The sequence below is a fragment of the Haloferula chungangensis genome (assembly GCF_042664875.1).
GTDB lineage: Bacteria > Verrucomicrobiota > Verrucomicrobiia > Verrucomicrobiales > Akkermansiaceae > Haloferula > Haloferula chungangensis.
Map to the genome: position 1 here is coordinate 1 of NZ_JBHTBS010000001.1, position 26,271 is coordinate 26,271.

A 26,271-nucleotide genomic window follows, 5' to 3' on the forward strand; every position below is an offset into this window, starting at 1 on the left:
GTTAGCCAAAAGACGAGCTAGAGGATACCGTCGTTTCGAGAATTTTCGTGCCATCGCCTACTGGATCGCGGGTAATCTCACGCTCAAAAATCAATGCCCGCTTACCCACTAAAATCTCAGGAGAGCCTATTCGAATTGTGACAGTGTTGAGCTCTTCTTCAATGATCAGTCACTTGGAAAGCGGACGCCGGGGAAGGCGTGGAATGAAATGCAGTGCCAGTGGATGGTCCCTTGGAAGCCGGGTCGTCTGAAGGCGCTTGGCTATCAGGACGGCAAGGTGGTGGCAGAGCAGATCGTGCGCACTGCGGGAGCGCCGGCAAGGATCGCGCTTTCGATCGATGGCGAGGGCTTGGCCGATGAGGGCAAAGACATGGTGCAGGTGCGGGTGACGACTCAGGATGCGGATGGGGAATTCTATCCCTATGGCGAGAACCGCACGCATTTTCATGTTTCGGGGCCGGGAAGGATCCGTGCGCTGGACAATGGCAGCCCGATCGATGTGGAGCGCCATTTCGGAGCAAAGGATCGGATTGCCTTTTTCGGGCTGACCCGGGCCTATATCGAATCGACCGGAGAGGGGGGAGACATCAGTTTGCTGGCGAGCTGCATTCTTGGTGAAAAGAAGCTGGTGAGCTCAAAGAAGGTCAGCATCGATGTGCAACGCTTGCCACTCAGGGGTCAGTTGCCGGCGGCAGAGGTGAAGGTTTTCTTCACGGTGGATGGATCGGAACCGAGCACGCAATCAACGGTCTACGAAGGAGCTTTTGATGTGGCGCTTGGGACTACCGTGAAGGCTTTGGTGGTGATGGATGGGAAGGCGGTGCAGGAGCTGGAAGAGCGGTTCGCCGAAGACGTCGGGTTCGTCTGGGACAGCGGCGAGAGTGCGGGAAATCCCGCAGCGGCCCAGGCCGAAACGGCGAAGCTTCATGAGGTGGTGGTCAATGCCACCGTCAGTGGATACCACGGCAAGGGCTACGCCCAGTTTGCCAACAAGAAAGGCTGCCACGTGGAGTGGTATCAGGAAAACGACGGTGATGCCGGGAAGACGAATCTGACAATTCGCTACGGTGGCTCGGGCAAGGAAGGAAAGGGCTACAAGGTCGCGGTGCTTGTGAACGGGAAGACGATTTACCCGGCGCTTCCATTGCCGTCTACCGGGCAAGGGTGGTCGACGGTGGTCAGGGGCATCCCGATCGGCCGGGGTGCGAATACGATTCGCATTGTCGGCGACTTCAACGCCGGGTTGCGACTTGATGAGATCGTGGTGGAGTAGGTCCGTGGGGCGCCGATTTCTCGTGGGTTGGCAAAGCAAGGTGCTTTGTGCAGGTTTCCGGCGTGGCCGGGTTCACGAATATTTCAGCATACCTGTTCGCTCGATTGGAGCGTTTGAAATTCCTCAAGGAGGATCTTCTGAAGTTCTGCAAAGAGCGGGACCTGAAGGGCACCATCCTTCTCGCACCGGAGGGAATCAATCTTTTCGTGGCGGGGCGCCCTGCTGCGGTCGAGGAACTGGTTTCCCTGCTGCGGGCGATCCCCGGACTTTCCGGACTTCATTCGAAATACAGCGAGAGCGAGGATCAGCCGTTTTCACGGATGTTGGTGAGGCTGAAGAAGGAGATCATCGCGTTCGGAGTGGAAGGCATCGATCCGGTGAACCAGCCGTCGCCGCGCCTCAAACCGGCCCAGCTGAAGGAGTGGCTCGATCAGGGGAAACCTTTGGTGCTGCTCGATACCCGCAATGATTACGAGATCAAGCTCGGGACATTCAAGGGCGCGCTGCCGGCGGGGATTGATCACTTCCGCAAATTCCCGGAGGCAGTCGCAGGTTTGCCGGAAGAGCTGCGGGAAACACCGGTGGTGACTTTCTGCACGGGAGGAATCCGGTGTGAGAAAGCGGCTCCGCTGATGGAGAAAATAGGCTTCAAGGAAGTCTATCAGCTCGAAGGGGGCATCCTGAAATACTTCGAAGAAGTCGGCGGCGACCACTACGAAGGAGAGTGCTTTGTTTTCGACCAGCGGGTCGGTCTGGATCCGGCCTTGCGAGAAACGGGCTCGGCAGTTTGCTTCTGCTGTCAGGCACCCCTGACCGCTGACGAGCTCGCCGACCCTCGATATGTGGAAGGTGAATCCTGTCCTCACTGCTACCGAAGTGATCACCAGCGGCGCGCCGAGAAAGTGATGAAACGTCAGGATGCCCTGGACAAGGCGGTGTCACCACTTCCCGGCAGTATCGCCTACGACAATCGAAAGCCAATCCGCATTCCGAAGACCTGTGAAGGCATGGGATTACTGGATGCGCTGGACAAGCTATTCTCCTACCTTGGGCGTGATGAATGGTGCCGCCGAATCGATGCCGGCCGCATTCTTGATCCGCAAGGCAAGGTGGCGAGTGCCGGGAGGAAAGTGAGAGCTGGTGAACAGTACGTCCGTTTGATGCCCGAGACGATCGAGCCAGATGTCGCGTCGAATGTGGGAGTGATCGATGAGGACGACGCGGTGGTGGTGATCGACAAGCCGGCACCGCTCCCGATGCATGCCTGCGGCCGTTTCAACCGCAACACGCTCGAATATTTCCTGCGCAAGGCATGGCACCCCGAGGTGCCTCGTCCGGCGCATCGCCTTGATGCGAATACCACAGGTCTCGTCGTCTGCGCGCGGACGCGTCAGATCGCCAAGATCTTGCAGCCGCAGTTTTCACGGGGCGAAGTGGAGAAAACCTATCTGGCCAAGGTGTGGGGGGCTCCTGAAGAGAATGAGTTCGTGATTCGTGCCAGGATTTCATCGGAGGCCGGCAAGCTGGGAGCTCGAGAGATCGACGAGGATGCGGGCCAGGAGGCGGTGACCGAGGTCAAAGTGGTTCGGCGCAATGACGATGGGACATCGCTCATTGAACTCAGGCCGCTCACTGGGCGGACGAATCAGATCCGCATCCATCTCTGGGAAGCCGCTTGTCCGATCATTGGCGACCCGGTCTACTTGAGGGGCGGTGCCCGTGGTGACTGCCAGACGATGGCGCTGGGCGATGAGCCGATGTGCCTGCATGCTTGGAAACTGGCCTTCATCCATCCGCATCGCGGCGAACGAGTCCGCTATGAAACCCCGCTTCCAGCATGGGCGGCGGCGCTTGAGAATCACTGAGCCTTGAAATGAGCCTCCTGCGTCACAGGACTCCGGATTCGGCGGTGGGGTCCGGGGTGAAATGGGGATTGCGCTCAGCGGCAGGCTCCCGGGCGGGGATTTCGGATCGACAGATGGCGGAATTCCGTCCACCGATAGGCGTGAATATTTACATACGCTCAGGAGTGGCGGCATTGGCGTTGGCGATGGTCGCGCAAGCTGCGGAGACGCGAACCTGGACTTCCCGGAAGGGGAGCAATGTGGACGCCCAGCTGTTGAAGGTCGAAGGCTCGGAGGTCATCCTCCTCACGCCTGAGTCCCGCGAGATCAAATTGAAGGTCGAGGACCTGAGTTTGGCGGACCGACAGTATCTCATCGAATACGGCGGTGCGGCTCCCGAAGTGGTGGCGAGCGGTGAACTGGGTGAACCGGAAAATGAGGTGAAGATCGATACTGGAACCTTCAAGAAGCTTGAAAAACCCTTGCTTCTCGGTGGCTCCACGGAATTGAGCTTCGAGCTTCTGGAAAGTGAGCATTTCCTCATCGCCACAACCGGCCTCCGCCCGCAGGCGATGGCCGAGACCGCTGAGCGGATGTGGCACGGGATGTCTTTCGAACACATGAATTTTCGCAAGGACTGGGGCGACAAGAAGACGCTCATTTTCGTCGTCGATGATGAGGAAATCTACAAATCCCTCGGTGACTGGTATGGCAGGCATCTCGAGTCAGAGAAGGCGGAACAGGACACCCTCAACCGGGTCGCGGCCACCTGGAATGAGGTGAGCTCGACCACCATGAATCTTCCCGATGATCTGGTTTCTGAGAGAAACCTGGAAAAGCGCGCGATCGTTTTCAACGCCAGGGATGACCGGAAGTTCAAGAAAGAGATGTCGCCGTTTCCTGTTCACGTCGTGGCAGGCTACCTCCTCGGCAAGCAGATGGGAGGAGTGAGCAACTTCGGTGCGGACGGCTACTTCGCCATTTCCACAGGCTTCGCCTATTTCAAGGAAATCCATCTAACAGGTAAGACGGAGACCAATCTGATCGACGTGCAGGGCAGTCAGTTCGACGACATCACGACGAAGAGTGGCTTCGATGACGGGAAGTCATGGGCAAAGACTCTGCGGACCCTGGTGAAGCGCGAGAAGGTGAAGCCGGACATCGAACAGATGCTGAGCTGGAAGTCGACGGATCTTGATCCCGAAAAGCTGGTGCTGATCTATTCCTTTGGCTACTACTGCAATAGTACTCCGAAGCGGCTTTCCGGTTTTGCGAATCTGGTTCGCCGGGTCGAGACCTCGAACCAGATTCCCGAGCCGATCGAACTCGCCAAGATCATGGGCTTTGACAGCGTCGAGGCGCTTCAGGAGGACTGGATCGAATTTGTGGTTTCAAGCTCGTTCAAATGAAGATGATGATTTTAAAACGACCCCAGACATTGCTGCTGGCACTCGGCTTCGCGCTTACCGCTTCCGCCGACGATGTGTCCCAGGAATATCGAGAGTTCACCGGCAGCAACGGCAAGGTGATCCAGGCGGTGCTCGTCGATAAGGATGAGGACAACGCGATGCTGCTGCTGAGTAATGGAGGGCGCGCCAAGGTGCCGCTCGAGAACTTGAGCGAGGCGGACCGCGACTTTGTGAAGGCCTGGTCGAAGGAAAAGGCCTTGTTTCTTCAGAAGTGCCTGGGCTTGACCGTGCGCGAGCTGTTGGAGCTTCGCGGCTACGAGCCGATTCCGTTTCGCTTTGAAAGCAATTCGATCATTGTCGACGGCAAACTCAACGGTAAGGACGCGCGATTCCTGATTGATACCGGAGCCGGAACCTCCCTGTTGCATGTGCCATTCGCGGAGGAGGCGGGATGTGAGATCGGACCGATGGATGAGATCATCTACGGTGTGTCGGGTCAGGCACCTGCCGGCTGGACAACGATGAAAACCTTCCAGCTGGGCCAGTCGGTTTTCAAGGACCGGAAGATTCTGGCGACTGATAGAACCTACCGGATGCCGGACGGCTACAAGCCGAAGGATGATGCGATATTCGGCGCGGATTTCCTCAATACCCTGGACGCCGTGATTACCTACAAGGACCGCACGATGTTCCTCCGTCCGGACCTTTCGGATGAATCCGACATCGACCTCGATCTTGATGATGCGACTGAAGGTGAAGACAGTCTGAAGTTCCGTATCTTCAAAACCAAGGACGGGAAAGTGTTGCGCGGCAATGTGGTGTCGAAGAGCACGGTTTCGGCAAAGCTGAAGCTGACCAACGGTCAAGAGCAGAGCGTGGCGTTTTCGCGCTTCGTCCCCGAGGATGAAGCTTATGTCCGCAAGTGGAGCGAGGCGGGTGATACCTTCCTCAGATACTGCGGCGGGCTGAGCATCGAAGAACTTCTAACACTTCGGAAATACCAGTCCTTCGAGTATGAGCGGAAGGGAAACCACATCTTCGTCGATGGCACGCTCAACGGCAATGATGTGACCTACATGATCGATACGGGAGCGGATAGCAGCCTTCTCCATCTGTGGGCGGCGGAGAAGTATGACTGCGAAGTCGGGCCGATGGACCAGAAGGTTCACGGCATTGGTGGCGAAGCTCCTGCGGCCGTTACCAAGATTCTCGAGCTGACAATGGGCAAGGCGAAGTTCACGAATCGCAAAGTGCTCTCGACCGATCTGGCGCGCTTCGAAGGTGACGACGAGCTCGACTATGACGGGATTTTCGGTGCGGACTTCATGCGCGAACTGGATGCCGTGATTACCTACAAGGACAGCCGCATTTTCCTGATCCAGCGCTGAGGAAGCGATGCAGATTCAGGCGACCTCAGTGATCAGGGCATCGGGGTCGTCAATCGAGTCGCCAACCTTGCAGCCGAGGAGCTTGCGGTAGAGCCCACTGGCCGGGGTGAGGAGGGTGATTTCCCGACCCTCGTCCTCAATGGTCACGCCGCCAGCGGCGGGAACGAGAAGGTAAAAGGAGGTCTCACCTTCGAGGTCGAGCTCGACCAGTGCCCCGGCATCGATGGCCTCATCGATGTCGAAATCGGGAAGGGTGAGGGTGGCAAAAAGCCCGACGGCATCAGCGGCATCGTCGACTTGTTTGGCCTGGCCGGAGGCCAGGTAGGAGGCTTCGAGGCTACGGGTGTCGTATTTGCTTTCCGCCTTGCTGCCGGGGTCGGTGGCGGCGGCATGAGCGTCGCGGGCAGCTTGGGTCAGACGCTCGAGACGCTCATTCAGGTGTTCGCGGATGCGGTTGAGAAGGGCAGCTTTCGGACTCATGTGACGGGGTGGGAATCCTTGCGCGATCCCAAGGGGGAAGCAAGATCGGGACGTCAGGAAAACTCCTGTTTGACTCGGGCTTGTCCGTGGCAGCGCCGCAATATTTGGTATTAGAATACTTGCTCATGCGGTATTCGCGCATATTTTGGGCCGGAATTTGTGAAGGATTCCAGCTCGGTTCTTCGGGAATCCGCGGGGCGATCGTTTGTTAGAAAAAATTCCCATTCGACCATCATATGGCATCACCTGAAGAAGGACCGGCATTTTCCTCAGTCCAATCCGAGATTGGCGACCGCTTCGGAGTTCTTCCGAACTTCTTCCGTCTTGCGCCAGAGGCGCCGGAAGTGACCGAGAATCTCTGGGGATTTGCCCGCTTCGGCTATTTGGACAACCCGCTTCCGGCGCTGTTCAAGGAAAGGCTGTTCGTTTACCTCTCGCGCTTTTGCGATGTCCGGTATTGCCTGGCCCGGCACGTGGGATTTCTCACCGGGTTGGGGAAGCCTGCGGGGGATGAGCAATGCGCCCCGGAAACAGTCGAGCAGGTGGTACGGATGTTGCGTCGGCCACTGCCACGCGGCGCAGAGGTCGAAGCGCATCTTGCGCTACTCGAGTCACGCCACGCCGAGCCCCTCGATCTGGAGGAACTCGATGAGGAACTGGATGTGGCGGTGTTCGCATGTGCGGCGAATGTTTTCCTGGAATCCGCGCACGCCGGGAGTTGTCTGGAGGCCCTGCGCAGGGCGCTCGGGGAAGTGCCGTTTCAGCACCTGCTGGTCTTCCTGACCTTTGTGCGCACGGCGCATTTTTGGACGAAAGTCCACCCGGAGCTGCATCTCGAGGACGACATCAAGGACCTGCTGGGGATTCACGAGGCGCTGGCGGAGTGCGTGATGAACGATCCTGAAGCGATGGGCAGCGAGGTGTCGCAGGGACTGCTCGACGAATTGGCGATGTTGCGGCGCGAGCGGGATCAGGCGGAACTCCTGAGGGTGACGCTGGCAAGCATTGGCGACGCGGTGGTCACCACGGATACGGTGGGCGCCATCACCGATTTGAATGCGGTCGCGGAGGAACTGACCGGCTGGACCAAGGAAGAAGCCGTGGGCCAGGCGCTCGCTACGGTGTTTCGCGTGGTGGACGAAAAAGGCCGCCTGCCGGGTGGAGGTGGTCTGGACGGAAGCCATGGTGGGGCGGAACTGGGATTGACCCGCCACACCATCCTGACGGCAAAGGACGGAACGACTCGTCCGATTGAAGACACCGTGGCTCCAATCCGCAGCGGAAAGGGTGACGAGGTGGGCTCGGTGCTGGTGTTTCGCGAGGTGACCGAGCGGCACCGGGAGGAATCCCTGCTGGTAGATCAGAACCGGGTGCTCGAGCAGGTCGCGCGCGGCGGAGATCTTGCGAAGATTTTGGACGAAGTGTGCCTGGCTGGAGAGCGCCATATCGGAGGCGGAAGTATTGCCGCCATGTTGGTGGCAGAAGAGGGGGGGACGCGGCTGCGGCACGTTGCAGGTGGGCGTTGCCCCGCCAGGTATTTGGAGGCGATTGACCCGGTGGAGGTGGGGCCGACCATCGGCTCTTGTGGAACGGCGGCATTCCGCGGTGAGCGAGTGGTCGTGGAGGACATTGCGACAGATCCGCTTTGGGAAGGCTTCCGTGAACTGGCTCTCAGCCACGGATTGGCGGCTTGTTGGTCGGTGCCCATCCTCAGCCCCGCAGGCACGGTTCGCGGGACTTTTGCCGTCTATTCACCGAATCCCCGGCGGCCCAGCGAGCAGGAAATGCAGGCGATCGAGTTCCTTGCGCACACCGCCGGAATCGCGATCGAGCGGCAGCGCTCCGAACAGGCGGTGCGGGATAGTGATCTTCGCTACCGGCTGGTGGGCGAGGCGGCCAACGATGCGATCTGGGATTGGGATCTGGTGACGAACGGTGTGACGTGGAACGAAGGAGTCCGCACCCAGTTCGGCCACACCTCGGACCAGGTCGACTCCGATGCGTCCTGGTGGGTGAAGAACATTCATCCTGATGACCGGGAGCGGGTGACTCACGGCATTCATGCCGTGATCGATGGGGATGGCGAGCGATGGAATTCGGAATACCGCTTCCAGCGTGCCGACGGCACTTATGCCGTGGTTTTCGATAGAGGTCGGGTGGTGCGTGATGATTCCGGCAAACCAGTGCGGATGGTCGGTTCCATGCTCGACTTGACCGAGAGAAAGCGCGCCGAGCGGGAACGCGCCGATGCGCAGCGGATGTTCTACGATCTGGTCGAGAAGTGCCCCTTCGGCATCTACATCGTGGATTCGGACTTCCGCATCGCGAGCATGAACGAAGGATCGCAGACGGGTGCATTCGCAAATGTCAGTCCGGCGATTGGCTGCCCCTACGATGAGGCCTTGCGAGTCCTCTGGCCGGAGCCGGTCGCCGCTGAGTTGATGCGGATTTTCCGTCACACGCTCGAGACCGGGGAATCGTATTTTTCCAATAGGTTCGAGAACCAGCGGGCGGACATCGGTGAGACGGAGAGTTATGAATGGGAACTGCACCGCGTGATGCTGCCGGGTGGGCGGTTCGGCGTGGTGTGTTATTACTTCGACTCCACCGAGCTTCGGCGCACCGAGAGGGAGTTGCGTTTCCAACTCGATCTGACCAAGGGCATCACGGATACGGCGACAACTGCCATTTTCATGATGGACGACAAAAGCCGCTGCACGTTCATGAACCCCGCCGCCGAGGCGATGACGGGCTTTCAATTCGAGGAGGTTCAGGGCGAGATCCTCCATGATTTCATCCACCATCATCACCCGGATGGGCGACCCTATCCGATGCCGGAATGTCCGATCGACCGGGCGCTTCCGGAGAACGGTGAAGTGCGCGATCACGAAGACATCTTCATCAGAAAGAACGGGGAATATTTCCCGGTGATGATCAACGCCTTGGTAATCCGCAAGCAGGGGGTCGCGGTAGGAACGGTCATCGAAGTGCAGGACATCACGGTGAGGAAGCGGGCGGAAGAGGCGCTGCGCGAAAGCGAAGAGAGGTTCAGGACGATTTTCACCCAGACCCTTGCCGGAATCGCGGAAGTGGATCTAACAGGTCGGTTTGTCCAGGTGAACGCACGGTATTGCGAGGTGGTGGGGCGCACGGAGGACGAGTTGTATGGCTTGCGGATGCATGACATCACGCACCCCGACGACCTCGTTCGCAACCTGCCGCTGTTTGAGGCGGCCGTGGCGGGGGGCGATCCCTTTGTCATCGAGAAACGCTACATCCGTCCCGACGGCTCATTGGTGTGGGTGAGCAACAGCGTCTCGGTGATTCGCGACAGGGATGGCAAACCGAGGCACGTGGTCGCGGCCACCATTGACATTACGGAGCGCAAGGAATCGGAAGCGCAACTGGCCGAGGCCCTTCGCTTCTATCATTCATCGATCGACGCCCTCACGAGCCACCTTGCGGTGCTGGATGAGCAAGGGGTGATCCTGGAGGTGAACCACGCATGGCGCGATTTCGCGGAGATGAATGATTTCGTCGGCCAGAAATGGGGGGTTGGCCTGAACTATGTGGAGTTATGTGAAACCAGCACGGGCGAGTGTGCCGACGACGGAAAGATCGCCCGCGGCATCCGCGATGTGTTGAGCGGGCGCGCGGAATTGTATGAGTGTGAGTATCCCTGCCACTCACCGACCGAGCAGCGCTGGTTCCTGATGCGCGTGACCCGATTCCAATCGATGGGGGCGGTGCGAGTGGTGGTGACCCACGACAACGTCACGCAGCGTCGGGCCGCGGAGGAGCGCTTGCGCAAGCTTGCCGCCAAACTCTCGGAGGCGAATCATCGCAAGAACGAGTTCCTCGCCACGCTTGCCCACGAACTGCGCAATCCGCTGGCACCCATTCGCAACGGGTTGCAACTCATCGGGATGAGCAATGGGGACTCGGAAGCGGTCGAACGCACTTGTGGCATGATCGACCGACAGCTGAGCCAAATGGTGCGGCTGGTGGATGACCTGATGGATGTGAGCCGGATTTCCACCGGCAAACTCGAGCTCCGCAAAGAGCAGGTCACCCTTTCCTCGGTGGTCGGCAGTGCGGTGGAGACCAGCCGTCCACTCATCGATCAGATGGGCCATGAACTGAGCGTCAAACTTCCGGAACAACCGCTTGAGCTGTTAGTGGATCCGACGCGTCTGTCTCAAGTGTTCCTGAATCTGCTGAACAACGCCGCGAAATACAGTGATCGCAACGGGAAGATCCAACTCACCGCAGAGCGGCAGGGGGACGAGGTCGTGGTGACGGTGAAGGATCGCGGGATCGGTCTGCCTGCGGACAAGCTATCTCACGTCTTTGAAATGTTTTCCCAAGTCGATCCATCACTGGAACGGGCACAGGGCGGGCTAGGAATCGGCTTGAGCCTCGTGAAGCGTCTGGTCGAACTGCATGATGGGTCGATCAAAGCGCACAGCGAAGGACTCGGAAAAGGGGCCGAATTCGTGGTCCGCTTGCCGGTGGTTTCCAAAGCACCCGCAGATAAGGCCGACGAGGGAGCACCGGAGCGCAAGAGTTCGAAGCTCCGCATTCTCGTGGTGGATGACAACCGGGATGGAGCGGACAGCCTTGCCATGATGCTGGGAATGATGGGGAACGAAACCCAGACTGCCTACGATGGTGAGGAAGCGGTGGCGGCGGCGGAGAAGTTTCGCCCGCAAGTCATCCTGCTCGACATCGGTTTGCCGAAGCTCAACGGCCATGAAGCCTGCCGCCGCATCCGCGAGATGGAGGGCGGCGACGCTATCGTCATCATTGCCCAGACGGGGTGGGGGCAGGAGGAGGACCGCGAGCGAACGAGCGAGGCGGGCTTTGACCACCATCTGGTGAAGCCACTGGATCCGAAAAAGCTGTTAGGCCTGCTGAAGTCGATCTCGGAGGAACGGGAACCGGGTTGAGTCTGCCGTTCTGGGCTCAAGATCGCGGGCTCTGGCGGAGGCATTTGTTAGAATGTCATGGTCTGGCCGCAGGCGTGGGAATTCTTGCGTCATTCCAAGGGGAAGGCAAAATCACGACGTGATGAAGATCTACGCATACAAGGGCTGTGATTCGTGCCGGAAGGCGATCAAGTGGTTGAAGTCGCGCGAGCTGGCATTCGAAGAGATCGCGGTCCGCGAGACGCCGCCGAGCGTGGCGGAGTTAAAGAAGGTGCTGGCCAGCTATGGCGGGGACCTGAAGCGGCTCTTCAACACGGCAGGCGGTGACTACCGCGAAATGGGCATGAAAGACAGGCTGCCGGAGATGAGTGAGACGGACGCGCTCGAGTTGCTTTCGAAACACGGGAATCTCGTCAAGCGTCCGATACTGCTCGGAAAGGACGTGGCATTGGTGGGCTTCAAGCAGGACGAGTGGGAGCAAGCTTTTGGATGAAGCTCGGTCTGCACTGGAGGGTTCCGGTAGTTTTAAGCCCTGAAGCGGCTGGCCATGTCATAGGATCTTCCGAGCGATGGCGAAGCACGACGGAGTTCATCTGAGGGGAGAGTTGATATGTCGCGCCTTGTAGCTTGCGTAGGAGAAGGCGCGTTGCTCGACGAGGTTGTCCGTGGGCATCGGAGAATCTGAGATTTGTTTGAAATGTTCGAGTGCTGCCTCCTGCTCGCCCAGCGCATCGAGCAGCATTGCGTGATCGAAGCGAATCGTCATCTTCTCCGGGTCTTTTTCGAGTGCGGCTTCGGACCATTCCCTCGCCTGCGAGGCATCGATCAGTCCCGTCATGAAGGCGGTGGATGAAGGCGCCAGGGAAACGCTTCTCATCACGAGCTTGGACTGAAACGCCATGATTCGTTCGAACAAATCCAATCGAAGATCGGAACTCTTTTCCCGACTGGTTCGAGAAGCTGAATAGAGAGCATGGTCGATGCATGAAGCCCGAAAGCCGGCGTCGCGGATATCGGGATCGTTCATGGTGATCTTCTCTTCGAGCGCTCGGATTTCCTCTTCATTTTCCGAAGCGGCGAGAGCGTGTCCGAGCAGGCTTCCATAGAGAAGTTGCTGTTCCCCGGTAGGGTCCGAGTGGCGCCAACCAGTCGGGGTTCGAGGAGATTGAAGAGCGAGGAAGGCCGAGACCATTGTTTCACGCGCGCTGCGATTCGCTTCACTCGATCGGTCCAATGCATCTTGGAGGATGATCCGTATGGTCGCCCAGCGCTCGCGGGGAACGTGGAGACTGCGGCCATCGCTGGTTTTCGCCTGGCTGGCTTGAATTACCTTCTCAACTTCGGCAATGTTTCCCGCTTCGACCTGCAGGGAGAACCACGAATCGAAGAGCGGTGTGCTTAGGATTTTCCTCTCCGGCTCCCCGGAAACACGCTTTTTCCAAGCCTCAAGCTTGTGGGGAAGATGCCTTCCGACATCGTATCGTTGGCTGAGGTAGCTCAAACACGCGTCCCTCAGCTCGTCGTCCGAGAACTCGTGCTGATCAAACTCGGATAGTACCGCGATGAATTCGTCATCGGGTCTGTTCTCCGATCGAGCGATCGGATTCATCGCCAGAATTCGCCGATTGATCGGAGGCGGATCGGAGACGAGAAGGCGAAGATAGATGCGGCGATCGGCGAGGCTGGTCGGCAGTTTCTCCATGACGCTGGCGGCGGAGTCTTTAAACAAACGTTCGTCATCTTCGGCGGTCGGTCCGTGTGAGACGGGCGGATTCGGTGGAAAGCGGAATCCGAATTCTCTGTTGGAATCCGTCAGGAGCGCCAGAGCTTTTTCGGTTTCTCCTGCTTTGAGATAGGTGATCAGGGGGATCGAGGGGGCCAGGTCTTCGGGGACGCCGATTTCCAGATCGTTGTCGATCGTCTCAATCTGCAGGAGAAGCGTTGATAGGGAGTTGAAAACGTTGTCGGGCTTGTCGTGCTTACGCGTGGCATGAATCTCGAAGACTGCGGCGAGTGCCTTCTTGAGATCCCGATAGATCTCACGATAGAATGGGGGATTGTTCCGGTAGTGAGCAAGCAGGGCGCTGGGGAAGGAGCCGGTCCTGCCGAGATAGGAAAACTGTTGATCAGGCGCTTCCAGGGGAGCCAATGAAAGTGCTTCAATGATCGAGTCGGCTGCCATTCGCAAAATTGGCTCTGCCTGAGTCGGATGCTCCGTGAGAACATCGTCGAGCTTGTCATTCAACAGGAGTTTCTGGCGGAGACCCAGGGGGAGGCTTTCAAGCTGCTGACGCCCCGTCGGGGAGGCAAGGGAGTAGAGGGCGAGAGCCTGAGCTTTGTCTGGCTGTGCGGCGAGGGCGGTCGCTACGGGTTCCAGCCACGTTCCCGCTGCGGAGGAACGGAAGTCCTGATGCCACTGACGGACGGCCTTCTCACCTTCGCTGCGTTCCAGTCGCTGACCCTCGGAGTCGCGGTAGAAAGAAGATTGGGCGTATGAAAGGAAATAGGATGCCCAGAACTCCCTGTTCGGGTGCTTATCTAACTGCTTGTCCAGAAGCTCGAAAGCTTCCTGTGGCGTTCCCAGCTCCAGCACCGACCAGTAGCCGAATCCCCATCCATAACTCACGATCTGGAATTCGACTTCGTCCGAGAGTTCCAGTGAGGAGAGCTTGAGGTACAAGTCGAGTCTGGTGACTTGCTCACCTTGCTCCTCTGCGTTGGTTCTTTTGAGATAGGAGAGCACGGATTGAAGAACCTTTCCGATGTCATCTTCCTTCAGACCGAGCCCTCTGCATTCTGCGAGAATGCCGGACCAGGCAGGTGCTTGCTCTTGAAGGGAGAAATCGGTGTGCGTCAGGAACCAGTTTTTGACGAAGGCGTAGTAGGAGGAGAGAGGTTTGGGGTGCCCCTTGCTGGAGCTGCCCGATGCGATCGCCCGGACCAGTGCCTCGGTAATCTTTTGGTGCCTGATTGCATCGCCCGAGGCTCCTGCCTCGGTCAGGGCGTCGGCGAGTTGGGCAATCTCCGGCTGAAAATAGCCCGAGTTCAGGCATGCCCGCCAGACCTCGTGTTCGGCATCGCTTGACGGCTGACCATTCTCCTTGCGGGTGATGATCTGACTCACGGGGTGGAGTTCCAGCCAGGTCCGGAGGGCCGGAACCGCTGCTTCCTTGTCGATGGATGAGTTGCGCCAGAGGACCCGGTTTCCCTGCTGAAGAAGGTTCTCATTCGTTGACTCAACTTCGCCCCATCGCCTGACGATTTGCTCATAGAGCTCGTTGGCACGTTCGAGTGTGGCTTCCGTCGGTTTGTTTCGAAGGCAGGACTCGATCAATTGCATCGCGATGAAGACATTTTCCTGCGACGGGGTGTCGTTCTCGCCGAGGAGTTCTTCTGCAAGAGGGATGAGGTGCTTGAGGTCTTCCGGCTGGAGCTGGTGTGGATATAGGGGGAAAAGGTTGTCGGACTTGCCGTGGTTGAGTGCGGCAAGTGCGGCTCCTTTCCGATCGTTCCTCAGGCAGCGGAATACGAGTTCGAAGGGCCAGGTGACGGAGTTAGCCATCCGCGTGACGATAGCCTCCAGCAGCTCGGGGTCATCAAGGGACAGGCCGATGTCTAACAGACGTTTTGCCATGGCTTCTCTGATCGTCGGGCCTCGGTCTTCAGGGTATCTGAGAAATTGGGTTGCAAGCAAAGTTGCGAGCTTTCGCCACTCGTCGTCGATACCGCCCTCGCCAGCACGCCTCCCCAGATAGGCGGCCACCTGTTCAAGGTGACGGATGCCCACCAGGCTGCTCGATTCCCCGCTGGGCGACAGTAGAAGACCCAACAGTTCGGGTTCGAAGCTCTTGAAGCGGGCTGAGAGATTCCCGTTCTCGATGATCAGTCCGGCGATCTCCTGTTGTTGGCGCTGATGAGTTTGCTTGGAATCGAGGTAGCTCCTGAGGAATTGGTCGGCGGTCGTTTGTTTGCCCTCGGGCATCATCCCCAGAATTTGCAGAGCCTGGGCTGCTTGAAGGTAGGCGGAGTTCTCGTGCTTGAGGGCCGCCACCAGCACTCCTACGGTGGTCTCGTATGCTTGCTTCCTGAAGGTGGCGGCAGTCACGAGGTCATCGAAGGAAATTCTCCGGCCGGCCACGAGATCAGCAGCCTTCGTCATTCCCTGAGGAGATGAATCGTGGGTGTAGAGATCGGTGAGCGCGAGCAGCCGCTGAGCGAGTTGAACGCCCGCGTAGGCCTCCGGAGGAGCGGGTTTGAGGATCGCCCGGAGTTCGTCGCTGCGTTCGAGCTTGGTGGCCAGCTGGACTGCCAGAGTCGCGGCCTCCAGGCCGCTCCCGCGGTTCTGGTCGACGGCGATGGAAGATTGAAAGTGGGGGTAGTTTGCGGTTAGCAATGGGGCGAGTTTTTCCAGAAACAGTTCGAATGCGGCGGGTTCACCGAGCTCACCCATTTCATAAAGGGCGCAGATCGATACTGGACTCAGTTCAGGAATTGAGAGAGTCGCCCTGGCGAGTTCGATGTAGGCCGCCTTTCGGGCATCGAAGCCGGTGCGCAGCACGTCCGGCAGCGCGGCGATGAGATCCTCTCCTGCGTAAATCGAAGGAATCGCCGAGGGAGTGCTTTGCCTGTTAGGTGGCTTTGGGGCGGTGTTGGGTTCGGCGGGTAGGTTCCTGATGCTCAGTGGCTGATTGCCTTTGCTGAGCTGGGAGTAGAAAATGGTTCGCAAACTCGCGAGCGTCGAGCGGGCACCGGGGTGTTCGTCGGCATAACTGGCGTAGCTTTCGCACAACTCGCTTGAAACCTTCGTTTCAGCGATTTCAGTCTGCAGCTCCGGGAGGATGTCTGGGGCTGAGGATTCATCTCCGTCTGGCGGATTCTGCGAAGACACAGGGGCCGGCATGAGAAAGATCAGGAAGGCAGACAGGACAAGGAGTCGCTTCATGGTGCTCGCAACTTAGCGGTCCAGCGATGGCCCACAATCGAAATAGACTCAGCCTCTGTCTTTGTCCGGAGTTCCCGTATGTTGAAAGAGTTATGACTCGATCGTGGGGGGCGGGGAAGCGCAAGGGGAGCGTTTGATGGCGAGATGGGAGCGGCAAGGATGGGTAGGGTGATTCGACGGGCTCCGAACCCGCGTTCGCCGTGCTTTCCCCGGGGTTTGCCTTGATGCGGGACGGCGCTTCGCCTACGCCCTCGGGCCGCTTATGGCTGAATCGACTGTCACTCCTGCCGAACTGAAGCGCGAAGTCGCGCGTCGGCGCTCGTTCGCGATCATCTCCCACCCGGATGCGGGAAAGACGACGCTGACCGAGAAATTCCTTCTCTACGGGGGAGCTCTGAATCTCGCAGGCAGCGTGACGGCGCGCAAGGACCAGCGGACGACGACCTCCGACTGGATGGAGCTGGAGAAGCAGCGGGGGATTTCGATCAGCTCGACGGTTCTGCAGTTCGACTACAAGGACTGCGTGATCAACATTCTCGATACCCCGGGTCACAAGGACTTCTCGGAGGACACCTACCGCGTGCTCACGGCCGTAGATGCGGCGGTGATGGTGGTGGATGCGGGTAAGGGGATCGAAGCCCAAACGCGGAAACTTTTCGAAGTCTGTCGCAAGCGCGGCGTGCCGATCTTCACCTTCATGAACAAGATGGACCGTCCGGCGCGTCCGTCTCTGGAGCTTCTGGACGACCTTGAGAACGTCCTTGGGATTCACGCCTTTCCCTTGAACTGGCCGCTGGGCGACGGACCTCGCTTCAAGGGCGTTTACGATCGCGAGAAGAAGCAGGTGCACCTTTTTGAGCGGACTCCGAAAGGTGCCTTCAAGGCCGCGGTCGAGGTCAGCGACATCAGTGACCCACGGGTTAAGGAAAAGCTCGATTCGGATGTTTATGATCAGGTCACCGAGGAGCTTGAACTGCTCGATGGTGCGGGCGCGGATTTTGATCTCGCAGCGGTGGCGGCGGGTGAGTTGACACCGGTATTCTTCGGCAGTGCGGCGAACAACTTCGGGGTGCAGCTCTTGCTGGATCGCTTCATTGAACTGGCTCCACCACCTGCCCCGAGAACCAGCGCCGGCAAGACGATCGAACCGACGGCCCCGGAGTTCTCGGCATTCGTTTTCAAGATCCAGGCCAACATGAACCCGAAACACCGCGACCGCGTGAGCTTTGTGCGGATCGTGAGCGGAAAGTTCGAACGGGACATGAATGTCTATCACACCCGCACCGGCGACAAGGTCCGCCTATCGAACTCGATGCGCCTCTTTGCGCAGGATCGCGAGACGGTGGATGATGCCTACGCCGGCGACGTCGCCGGCCTGGTTGGCAACCACGATTTCCTGATCGGCGATACGCTATCAACGAAGAAGAGCTTGAGCTTCGATGAGATTCCTCGTTTCGCCCCTGAGTGCTTTGCATGGCTGAACAATGCGAGCACGGCGAAGTTCAAACGCTTCCGTGCGGGGCTCAGTCAGATGCTTAAGGAAGGCGTGGTGACGGAGTTCACACCGATCGAGGCGACGGGATCGTATGTGCCGCTGTTAGGCGCGGTGGGCCCGCTTCAGTTTGAAGTGCTGCAGCACCGTTTGCAGGGCGAGTATGATGCCGAGACGCGAATCGAGCCAGGATCCTGGTCGCTTGCCCGGTGGTTGAAAAAGAAGGAAGGGGAGACGCTGGAGGAAGATCGCCCCGAGATGTCGATGGGCATCACCCTGGTGCGCGATGCACATGGCTATCTGGTCGCGCTGATCCCAAGCGAGTGGGTGCTCAACACCTTCGCTGAGAAGAACTCCGACTGGATCGTGAGCGATTCGCCGTTTCCGCCGCCGAGTGGGGAGTAGGATGAACGCCAGGATGTCGCCTGTCCCGGAGTCGGCAGGGTGCCGGGGCTCCGTGGTTTAATCCTCTTCCTCTTCTTCTCCTTGGAAGTCGCCGGTGCGGAGTTTTTCGCGGCGTTCGCGAATGAGGCGGACGACGAGGGCCGTCCAGCCGGTCTGATGGGAGGCACCGAGTCCTTCACCATTTTCGCCGTGAAAGTATTCGTGGAAGAGCAGGAGGTTCTGCCAGTGGGGGACTTCGCTGTAGCGGTGGGCATCGCCGAAGCAGGGACGATGGCCGTCCTTGTCGGGAAGAAAGAGGGAGATCAGGCGGTCGCAGAGGTTGATGGCGATCTCGCGCAGTGTCCGAAGCTCACCTGACCCTGTGGGATACTCAAACTTCAGGTCACTACCATAGAAGTAGTAGTACCTTTCGAGCGCCTCGATGATCATGAAGTTGGTCGGAAACCAGATCGGCCCCCGCCAGTTCGAGTTGCCGCCGAACATGTCGGTCGCAGCCTCGCCGGGCGTGTAACGGACATCATTGGTCTGGTCGCCGTGAGTGAAGACGAAGGGTTCTTTCTCATGGGCCTTGCTCAGGGAGCGGATGCCGTATTCGGAGAGGAATTCCTCGGGATCGAAGAGACGTGTTAGCGTTTTTCTGAGTCGCTCATCGGTCGGAATGGCGAGCATGCAGCGCGCCGGATTCTTCTGACCCTCGACTTTTCGCACACTGATGTATTTCAGCAGGTCGGGGCGGTTGACGAGGAACCAGTCCATGCGCTTGCGGAAGCCGGGTAGGGCGTCGATGGTCTTTTTCTTCAGAACCGTGACGGCGATGACGGGAAGCAAACCGACCAACGAGCGAATCCGAAGGGGGATGGGCTTCTCGTTGTTGAGGATGAGCTTGTCGTAGTAGAAGCCATCGTCTTCATCCCAGAGCCCCGTGCCATCGAGCGAGTTGATGGCATCGGTGATGTTGACGAAGTGCTCGAAAAACTTGGAGGCGATGTCCTCGTAGGCGGGCTTTTTCGAGGCGAGTTCCAGGGCCATGGCGAGCATGACGAGACAGTAGGATGCCATCCAGGCGGTGCCGTCGGCCTGATGGAGCGTGGCTCCGTCCGGGAGGCTGTGGGAGCGGTCGAAGACCCCGATGTTATCAAGCCCGAGGAAGCCGCCACCGAAGACGTGTCGGCCTTCGACGTCCTTGCGGTTGACCCACCAGGTGAAGTTGAGAAGCAACTTCTGGAAGCAGCGTTCGAGGAAGTCGATGTCGCGTTCGCCCTTGGGGTCGGAAATCTTGTAGACCCGCCAGACAGCCCAGGCGTGGACCGGCGGGTTGACGTCGGAAAAGTTCCACTCGTAGGCCGGTAGCTGACCATTTGGATGCATGTACCATTCCCGTAGTAGCAGGAGCAGCTGGCTCTTTGCGAAATCCGGATCGACGGCGGCGAAGGGGATCATGTGGAAGGCGGTATCCCAGGCGGCGAACCAGGGGTACTCCCACTTGTCGGGCATGGACAGGATGTCGCGGGCGAAGAAGTGGCTCCAATCGTGGTTGCGCCCTGTTAGGCGCTCCTTGGGAGGCGTGGCGTTGCGGTCACCCTTGAGCCAGTCTTCGATGACGTAGTAGTAGAACTGCTTGGTCCACAGCAGACCGGCATATCCTTGACGGAAGATCAGGGATTCTTCGGGGGTGGTGCCAACCGGTATGATATCGTCGTAGAACTCGTTGGAATCGGCGATGCGCTCGGCAAAGGTTTCGTCGAAGTGATCGAGCCCGATGAGGCCGTTGGTCTCGCGCAGGGAGTTCAGCCGACACCGCACCGTGACGGACTCGCCCGGCGGAATGACGAAATGAAGGACGGCTGCGGTCTTGGTGCCTTCGGGGAGGGGGGAGACGGCATTCTTTTCTTCATCGATCAGGAAACGGTGGAAGGCGTCCTTGGTGTATTTCGTGGTGCTCTCGGTGCCGAAGACGGCGGGTGCGTTGGTTTCGTTTTCGGTGAACAGCCAGCGCATCGGTTTGGAAAGGTCCGGAGAGTCGACGTGGAAATGGTACTGGCCGAGCTTCTCGTGGCTGGCGAGGACCGGCTTGCCATCAAGCTGGAGGTGGGGTTTGACGCGCGGTTCCTCGCGTTCGTTTCCCCAGGTCCAGACGTTGCGAAACCAGAGTTGGGGCAACACGTGAATCTCGGAAGGATCGGGGCCGTGATTGGTGATGGTGATGCGCCAGAGGATGTCTTCGGGAGTCCGCTTGGCGACTTCCTGAACGACGTCAAAGTAGCGGCCTTCGTCAAAAACTCCGAGGTCGGCGATTTCAAGCTCGGGCTCGGTTCGGCTACGTCGGCCGTTCTCGTCGCGAATCTTGACGTAAGGGTACTCGCACTGCGGGTACTTGTAGAGCGCCTTGGTGTAGGAGTGGGTCGGGGTGGAATCGAGGTAGTAGTAGCATTCCTTGACGTCTTCGCCGTGGTTTCCTTCGTGGCCGCCAAGCCCGAAGAGGCGCTCCTTGAGAATCGGGTCTTTGCCATTCCACAGGGCAGGGGCGAAACACAGCCGGCCTTTGCGATCGGACCAGCCCTGCAGGCCGTCCTCGCCCCAGCGGTAGGCGCGCATGCGGGCGTGGTCGTGAGGAAAGGCGCCCCAGCTCCAGCCGCTGGCGGAATAGTCTTCACGGACAGACCCCCATTGACGCTCGCTGAGGTAGGGACCCCAGCGCTTCCAATTCTTTTGGCGGTTCCGATCTTCAACCAAACGTTGCTTTTCGAGAGACATCTGCAGGGAGGGAAAGCACGAAGCGGGCAAAGTGGCGAGTCTGACCCTCAACTTATTTCTCCAGAGGCGAGGATTTGCTCCTCAGTGGAGCTCCGGGTCTTGAGGATGAATGGCTTTCAGGCCGATCGCTGGCGAAAGATTTTGCAGACAAATGGCTGAATCGGCGGCATTTTCCCCATGAATGAAGGGCGGTGTCGCGAATGAATGGAAGCAGTGGCTGTCTGAAAACGGCCACCGTCTGCTGCTTTTCGCTCGTGGCTGGGCGCCTTGCCGGGAGGATGCGGAGGATTTGGTGCAGGAGGCGATCATCCGTTTGTGGAACCTTCAGAAGGAAAACGGGGGAGCTCCACCGGATCTGCCGCTGGTCTTTTCGACGATTCGCTTCTGTGGACTCAATCGCCACCGTTCGGACAAACGCCGTCGCAAACGTGAGGAGTCGATCATTTACATGAACGACTTCGAAGACGTCTGGCTCGACCCGGCGGTGGAAGAAGACGAGGAGGCGCTGATGCTGCGTCGCGCCGTGCAGGGACTCAGTGAAAAACTTCGTGAAGTGGTGACGATGAAGATCTGGGGTGGCCTGACATTTGCTCAGATCTCCGAATCTCTGGCCATTTCCCCGAATACGGCGGCGTCGCGCTACCGCTACGCCCTGGAACAACTTGCGAATGATATGCGCCGCGTTAAGGAGGAACGATATGGAAACGCCTGAATCCATCGAACGCATCTTGGAAAAGCGACTGGTGCCCTGCGCATTCAGCGTCGAAGGCTCGGCAGCGCTTGAATCGCTGATCGACGAACTGGCGGGTGAGTCCCCGCAGCCCTCGGTGAGGTGGGGGCGCTACCTTGTGGGGGCAGCCGCTGCGGCGCTCATGATGTTTGCCGGCATCGCGGTCTGGATCCCGACGAGTGAGGTGCCTGCGGTCGCTGAAGTGAACACCCTCTTTGCCGAACCCCATGAAGTCGTCCTGATTGAAGATGTGGAGGGCGTTATTTCCGCCGAGGAAAATGATGGCTTGGTCGCCGATGCCGACGGCTCGCTTCACCGAGCGTGGCTTGTGCAGGTGGTCAGCGAAGAGCGTTTCCGTGACGAAGAATCAGGACAGGAAGTCCGGGTCGTCTCTCCCCGGGATGAGATCGTGCTGATGCCTGTGACGTCGTTCTAATTGATTCGATATGCGAGCAATCCTTCCATGGTTTCTGTTGGCGTCCTTCTCGCTGCCGCTTTTTGCGGGAGACAAGGAGAAGGCTGACGAGCCCTTGGATCTGGCGGTCGAGACCGTGACGCCAGCTCCGACCCGGCCCATGCCGTGGATCGGCCTGGAGATCAGGGACCTCGATGAAGCGACGCGTGCGCATGCCTCAGGCGTCCCCGAGGGCGTGGGGTTTTTGATCAAAGGAGTGGCGGACTGCGGACCTGCGAAGAAGGCAGGGATGCGCCGCTATGACGTTCTTTGGAAGCTGGACGACCAGCTTTTGGTCAATGAAGCCCAGTTTGCGACGCTCCTGAAATTGAGGCAGGTGGGAGACGAGGTGAAATTGTCAGTCTTTCGCTGCGGGAGGCAGCATGAGCTGAGCCTCGTCCTCGCCGAGTCGCCACGAGGTGCCAAAATTGACGGGATCTCCCCGGCAGATCTGCCGCTCATTCCGCCCGGAGTGCCGGGGATTCCCCAGGTTCGGGTGACTCCCCACGATCGCACGGCCGAACTCACGAAGGCCGATGGCAGCTCTGCCAAGCTGTTTTATAAAGGCGATGTGGCCCATGTGACGATTTTGGGAGCCGATCAGAAGCTCATTTATGAGGGCCCGGTGAGGGGTGAAGATGGCTTTGCCGTCCCGGAAGATTGGAGTCATTCGATCGGGGCGATGTTCCGAAGCCTCTACAAAGCGAACAACCCCAGTTGGAAGCCTCGACGCCCCCGTCCGAGGGTGGTCCTCCCGACCGATCAGGTCGAACGCTGAAGTTTATCGCGGAAATTGACCGGATGGGCCTTGCGTTTTCCCGCAGTGGTTCGCAATTTCCCCGTCGCGATGCATCCAGACCTGCAAAAACTGCTTGAAGCAGAAAGAATCAATGAAGCCGTAGCCGAACGTCTGGACAAGATCGCTCCAGGGAGCTTCCTCCTCCATAAATCGTGGGGTGCGGGAAAAGTGGTCTCTTGGGATCTTGCCTCAAAGAAGGTGACGATCGATTTCGAGCAAAGCAGCGGGCAGGTCATGGACCTCCAGTTCGCCATGCAGAAGACCGAGCCACTTGAAGATGATGATTTCCGCGCCCGCAAGGTCGAGGAACTCGAATCCCTGCGTGAGTTGTCCAAGTCCGATCCCGTCGCCCTCGTGGTGCTCCTCCTTGAAAGTCACGGCGGCAGCATGACCGTCGATGCCCTCGAAACGGAGATTTCCGGCGCGGTGGTCGAAGCCAAGGCTTTCAAAAAATGGTGGGAAGCCACCAAACGCTCGCTGCGTGAGAACAAGCGGGTCGTGGTGCCTGCGCGCCGCACCGAGGCGCTGACCCTGCGTGCCGCAGACCTCTCGCCAGCCCAGGCACTCGTTGCCGATTTTGAAGCAGCCCGTGACCTCAAAGGCATGTCGAAGGCGCTCGAAGCCATCATCAACGATGTGGCCCTTTTCAAGGATGAACCGGAATACCTGCAGAACCTGCTCATCGAAATTGACGAGTCGGCGAAGAAGGGCACCCGCATCCACCTCGGACAAGTCCTCGAACTGCTCTCCCTGCGCGACGCCCTGATCAAGTCGGTCGATGATCTTGCCCACGCCGACGACGCGCTCCGCCTGGCGAATGTCCTGCTCGCGGAAGAAGCCCGGCTTGCCGATGAAATCGGTGCGCTTCCTTCAGCCCGCCAACGTGCCATCTACGAGGTCTTCCCCGAGTCCTTCGGCGATCGCTGGGTGGAAATGCTGACCACCATTTTCGACAGTGTCGGATCCCGTGGTGTTTCCGAAATTGCCAAGCTCCTCGACGAAAAGGGTGAGATGAAGGCACTTGAAGAGCACCTGATTTCCGCCACCGCACGTCGCTCGCTCGGACCGGATGCCCTGGTCTGGGTTGCCCGCGAACGGAATGGCATGGCCAAGAACGTCTTCGGACCCGATGTCGGTGCCTCCATTCTGGCATTGCTCGAAACCGATCACCTTGCCGATGGACCGCGCACCACGACTCGTCTCCAGGCCCAGCTTGGTGATGATAAGACGCTGCTGGCCGACATCGTGAATTCGATGGGTGCCACCGAAGCTCGCAACTTCGGTCGCCGCCTGATGGAATGCCCGACCTTCAACGAACTCGATCGCAAGTCGCTGATGGCACGGGTGATCAAGGCTCGTCCGGAGACCGGTGAACTCGTCAGCGGGGAGCAGAGCAAGCGTCCCGAAGCGCTGGTCGTCTCGTGGGAAAGCCTCGAGCGCAAGCAGGCCGAGCTCGACGACTTGATCCGCAACCGCATTCCTCAGAACACCAAGGACATCTCGATCGCCCGTTCCTACGGCGACCTTCGCGAGAACTTCGAATACAAGTCCTCCAAGGACATGCAGAAGATGCTCATGCGCCGGAAGAGCGAGCTGGAAAAGGAAATCGACGTCGCCCGCGGCACTGACTTCAAGGGTGCCGATGCGTCTGCCGCCAATATTGGCACGATCGTCACCGTTAAGAATGCCCAAGGAGTTTCGGTGACCCATACCCTGCTCGGTGCATGGGATTCCGATCCTGAGAAAAACATCGTTTCCTACCTCTCCGAGACCGGCGCGGCCATCATGGGCAGCGCCGTCGGCGAAGAAGTCGAGATCCGCGATCACGACACCGACAAGATGGTCAACTGGGTCATCGAGTCGATTGCTCCCTACAATCCCTAACATTCCCCACATTTAGAAATCATGGACTACACCACCATTGTTGAAATCCGCGCCCGCCAGATCATTGATTCGCGTGGCAATCCTACCGTTGAAGTCGACGTCCACCTCGAAGGAGGAGCGATGGGCCGAGCTGGAGTGCCAAGCGGTGCTTCCACCGGTGAGCACGAAGCGCACGAACTGCGCGATGGCGACAAGTCCGTCTTCCTCGGAAAGGGCGTGCTGAAGGCTGTCGAGAACGTCAACAAGAAGCTCGCTCCTGAGCTCTGCGGCATGAACGCGCTCGATCAGGCGGCCATCGATGCCGCGATGATCACGATCGACGGCTCCAAGAACAAATCGAAGATCGGTGCCAACGCCATCCTCGGCGTCTCGATGGCTGTGGCCAAGGCGGCTGCCAACCAGCTCGGCGTCCCGCTTTACAAGTACCTCGGCGGACCTAATGCCAAGGTGCTCCCCGTGCCGATGATGAACATCATCAATGGCGGTTCGCACTCCGATGCGCCGATCGCGTTCCAGGAATTCATGATTCGTCCGGTTGGTGCTCCGACATTCAGCGAAGCCATTCGCATGGGTGCCGAGTGTTTCCACAGCCTCAAGAAGGTGCTTCACGATCGTGGCCTCAGCACCGCCGTGGGTGACGAAGGCGGATTCGCTCCGACCTTCGCCGGCACGGAAGATGCCCTCGACACCATTTCGATGGCCGTGGAGAAGGCTGGTTACAAGGTTGGTTCGGACATCACCTTCGCCCTCGACTGCGCGGCTTCTGAGTTCTTCGAAGACGGCGTTTACAACTACGCCAAGTTCGAAGGCAAGGACGGCGCCAAGCGCAGCTCGGAAGAGCAGGCGACCTACCTCGCACAGCTCACGCAGAAGTACCCGATCGACTCGATCGAAGACGGTTGCGACGAAAACGACTGGGATGGCTGGAAGGCCCTCACCGACAAGGTGGGCGACAAGGTTCAGCTCGTGGGCGACGACCTTTTCGTGACCAACGTCGACTTCCTTCAGAAGGGCATCGACCTCGGCGTGGCCAACTCGATCCTCGTCAAGGTGAACCAGATCGGATCGCTCACCGAGACCTTCGACGCCGTCGAGCTCGCCAAGGAAAACGCTTACACCGCCGTGCTCAGCCACCGTTCCGGTGAGACCGAGGACAACACCATTGCGGACATCGCCGTGGCCACGAACTGCGGTCAGATCAAGACCGGCTCGATGAGCCGCTCGGACCGGATCGCGAAATACAACCAGCTTCTCCGCATCGAGGAAGAACTGGGCAACGACGCGGTCTACGGCACCAGCAAGTTCAAGCAGCGTTAATCGCTGATTGTTCTGTTTTTCAGAAGCCCGCTGGAGTGATCCGGCGGGCTTTTTCGTGTCCGGGCTTCTGGCGGAATCCCGCCGTTGACGAAATCTGCTTTTCCCCAGCCGTCTCGTCGTCACTCTTCCGCCTGTGGAGGGTGATCATCGATGGTTCAAGGTTTTGCCGGGC

Annotated in this window: 16 protein-coding genes and 2 pseudogenes; 14 read left to right on the forward strand and 4 right to left on the reverse strand. The window is 58.9% G+C overall.

Annotated features, from left to right (window positions below):
• Positions 1–136: 136 nt before the first annotated feature.
• The 6 genes and pseudogenes from ACFQY0_RS00005 to ACFQY0_RS00025 all read left to right on the forward strand — a co-directional run.
• Positions 137–595, forward strand: a pseudogene (locus tag ACFQY0_RS00005) (DUF4982 domain-containing protein); the annotation flags it as partial.
• 102 nt (positions 596–697) lie between these two features.
• Positions 698–1,273, forward strand: coding sequence for a chitobiase/beta-hexosaminidase C-terminal domain-containing protein (locus ACFQY0_RS00010; protein ID WP_379709390.1), 576 nt, complete (start codon positions 698–700; stop codon positions 1,271–1,273).
• A gap of 62 nt (positions 1,274–1,335) precedes the next feature.
• Positions 1,336–2,169, forward strand: a pseudogene (locus tag ACFQY0_RS21475) (sulfurtransferase); the annotation flags it as partial.
• A 264-nt stretch (positions 2,170–2,433) separates the two neighbouring features.
• Positions 2,434–3,138, forward strand: coding sequence for an RluA family pseudouridine synthase (locus tag ACFQY0_RS21480; protein WP_465262155.1), 705 nt, complete (start codon positions 2,434–2,436; stop codon positions 3,136–3,138).
• A gap of 140 nt (positions 3,139–3,278) precedes the next feature.
• On the forward strand, positions 3,279–4,526 hold the full coding sequence (locus ACFQY0_RS00020; RefSeq protein WP_379707753.1) for a hypothetical protein: 1,248 nt from the start codon (positions 3,279–3,281) through the stop codon (positions 4,524–4,526).
• A 5-nt stretch (positions 4,527–4,531) separates the two neighbouring features.
• A complete protein-coding gene (locus ACFQY0_RS00025; RefSeq protein ID WP_379707755.1) occupies positions 4,532–5,914 on the forward strand; it encodes an aspartyl protease family protein in 1,383 nt (460 codons plus the stop codon).
• A gap of 15 nt (positions 5,915–5,929) precedes the next feature.
• On the opposite strand, the gene ACFQY0_RS00030 is transcribed toward ACFQY0_RS00025, so the two are convergent.
• Positions 5,930–6,394 carry a transcription elongation factor GreAB gene (locus tag ACFQY0_RS00030; RefSeq protein ID WP_379707757.1) on the reverse strand — a complete coding sequence of 155 codons (465 nt, stop codon included), beginning with the start codon at positions 6,392–6,394 and terminating at the stop codon, positions 5,930–5,932.
• A 236-nt stretch (positions 6,395–6,630) separates the two neighbouring features.
• Between ACFQY0_RS00030 and ACFQY0_RS00035 the strand changes: the two genes are divergently transcribed.
• Both ACFQY0_RS00035 and ACFQY0_RS00040 read left to right on the forward strand, forming a co-directional pair.
• Positions 6,631–11,343 carry a PAS domain S-box protein gene (locus ACFQY0_RS00035; protein WP_379707759.1) on the forward strand — a complete coding sequence of 1,571 codons (4,713 nt, stop codon included), beginning with the start codon at positions 6,631–6,633 and terminating at the stop codon, positions 11,341–11,343.
• A 121-nt stretch (positions 11,344–11,464) separates the two neighbouring features.
• The gene (locus ACFQY0_RS00040) at positions 11,465–11,815 is read left to right on the forward strand and encodes a Spx/MgsR family RNA polymerase-binding regulatory protein (RefSeq protein ID WP_379707761.1); all 351 of its coding nucleotides are present in this window, start codon (positions 11,465–11,467) and stop codon (positions 11,813–11,815) included.
• 96 nt (positions 11,816–11,911) lie between these two features.
• Here ACFQY0_RS00040 and ACFQY0_RS00045 read toward each other — a convergent pair whose 3' ends face one another.
• Positions 11,912–16,264: a hypothetical protein gene (locus ACFQY0_RS00045; RefSeq protein ID WP_379707763.1), complete on the reverse strand. Its 4,353-nt coding sequence runs from the start codon at positions 16,262–16,264 to the stop codon at positions 11,912–11,914.
• A 262-nt stretch (positions 16,265–16,526) separates the two neighbouring features.
• Between ACFQY0_RS00045 and ACFQY0_RS00050 the strand changes: the two genes are divergently transcribed.
• On the forward strand, positions 16,527–18,161 hold the full coding sequence (locus ACFQY0_RS00050; RefSeq protein ID WP_379707765.1) for a peptide chain release factor 3: 1,635 nt from the start codon (positions 16,527–16,529) through the stop codon (positions 18,159–18,161).
• A gap of 57 nt (positions 18,162–18,218) precedes the next feature.
• Here the strand turns inward: ACFQY0_RS00050 and ACFQY0_RS00055 are convergent, their stop codons facing one another.
• A complete protein-coding gene (locus tag ACFQY0_RS00055; RefSeq protein ID WP_379707767.1) occupies positions 18,219–20,915 on the reverse strand; it encodes an MGH1-like glycoside hydrolase domain-containing protein in 2,697 nt (898 codons plus the stop codon).
• A gap of 181 nt (positions 20,916–21,096) precedes the next feature.
• On the opposite strand from ACFQY0_RS00055, the gene ACFQY0_RS00060 reads away from it, so the two are divergent.
• The 5 genes from ACFQY0_RS00060 to eno all read left to right on the forward strand — a co-directional run bounded on the left by ACFQY0_RS00060 (position 21,097) and on the right by eno (position 26,099).
• The gene (locus ACFQY0_RS00060) at positions 21,097–21,627 is read left to right on the forward strand and encodes an RNA polymerase sigma factor (protein WP_379707769.1); all 531 of its coding nucleotides are present in this window, start codon (positions 21,097–21,099) and stop codon (positions 21,625–21,627) included.
• On the forward strand, positions 21,614–22,081 hold the full coding sequence (locus ACFQY0_RS00065; RefSeq protein WP_379707771.1) for a hypothetical protein: 468 nt from the start codon (positions 21,614–21,616) through the stop codon (positions 22,079–22,081). Before ACFQY0_RS00060 ends, ACFQY0_RS00065 begins: the two co-directional genes overlap by 14 nt.
• Before the next feature lie 10 nt (positions 22,082–22,091).
• Positions 22,092–22,877 carry a PDZ domain-containing protein gene (locus ACFQY0_RS00070; RefSeq protein ID WP_379707773.1) on the forward strand — a complete coding sequence of 262 codons (786 nt, stop codon included), beginning with the start codon at positions 22,092–22,094 and terminating at the stop codon, positions 22,875–22,877.
• Positions 22,878–22,946: 69 nt separating this feature from the next.
• Positions 22,947–24,782, forward strand: coding sequence for a GreA/GreB family elongation factor (locus ACFQY0_RS00075; RefSeq protein WP_379707775.1), 1,836 nt, complete (start codon positions 22,947–22,949; stop codon positions 24,780–24,782).
• A 21-nt stretch (positions 24,783–24,803) separates the two neighbouring features.
• A complete protein-coding gene (eno, locus tag ACFQY0_RS00080; protein ID WP_379707777.1) occupies positions 24,804–26,099 on the forward strand; it encodes a phosphopyruvate hydratase in 1,296 nt (431 codons plus the stop codon).
• 19 nt (positions 26,100–26,118) lie between these two features.
• Here eno and ACFQY0_RS00085 read toward each other — a convergent pair whose 3' ends face one another.
• Positions 26,119–26,247, reverse strand: a complete 129-nt coding sequence (locus ACFQY0_RS00085; protein WP_379707779.1) for a hypothetical protein — start codon at positions 26,245–26,247, stop codon at positions 26,119–26,121.
• Positions 26,248–26,271: the final 24 nt, after the last annotated feature.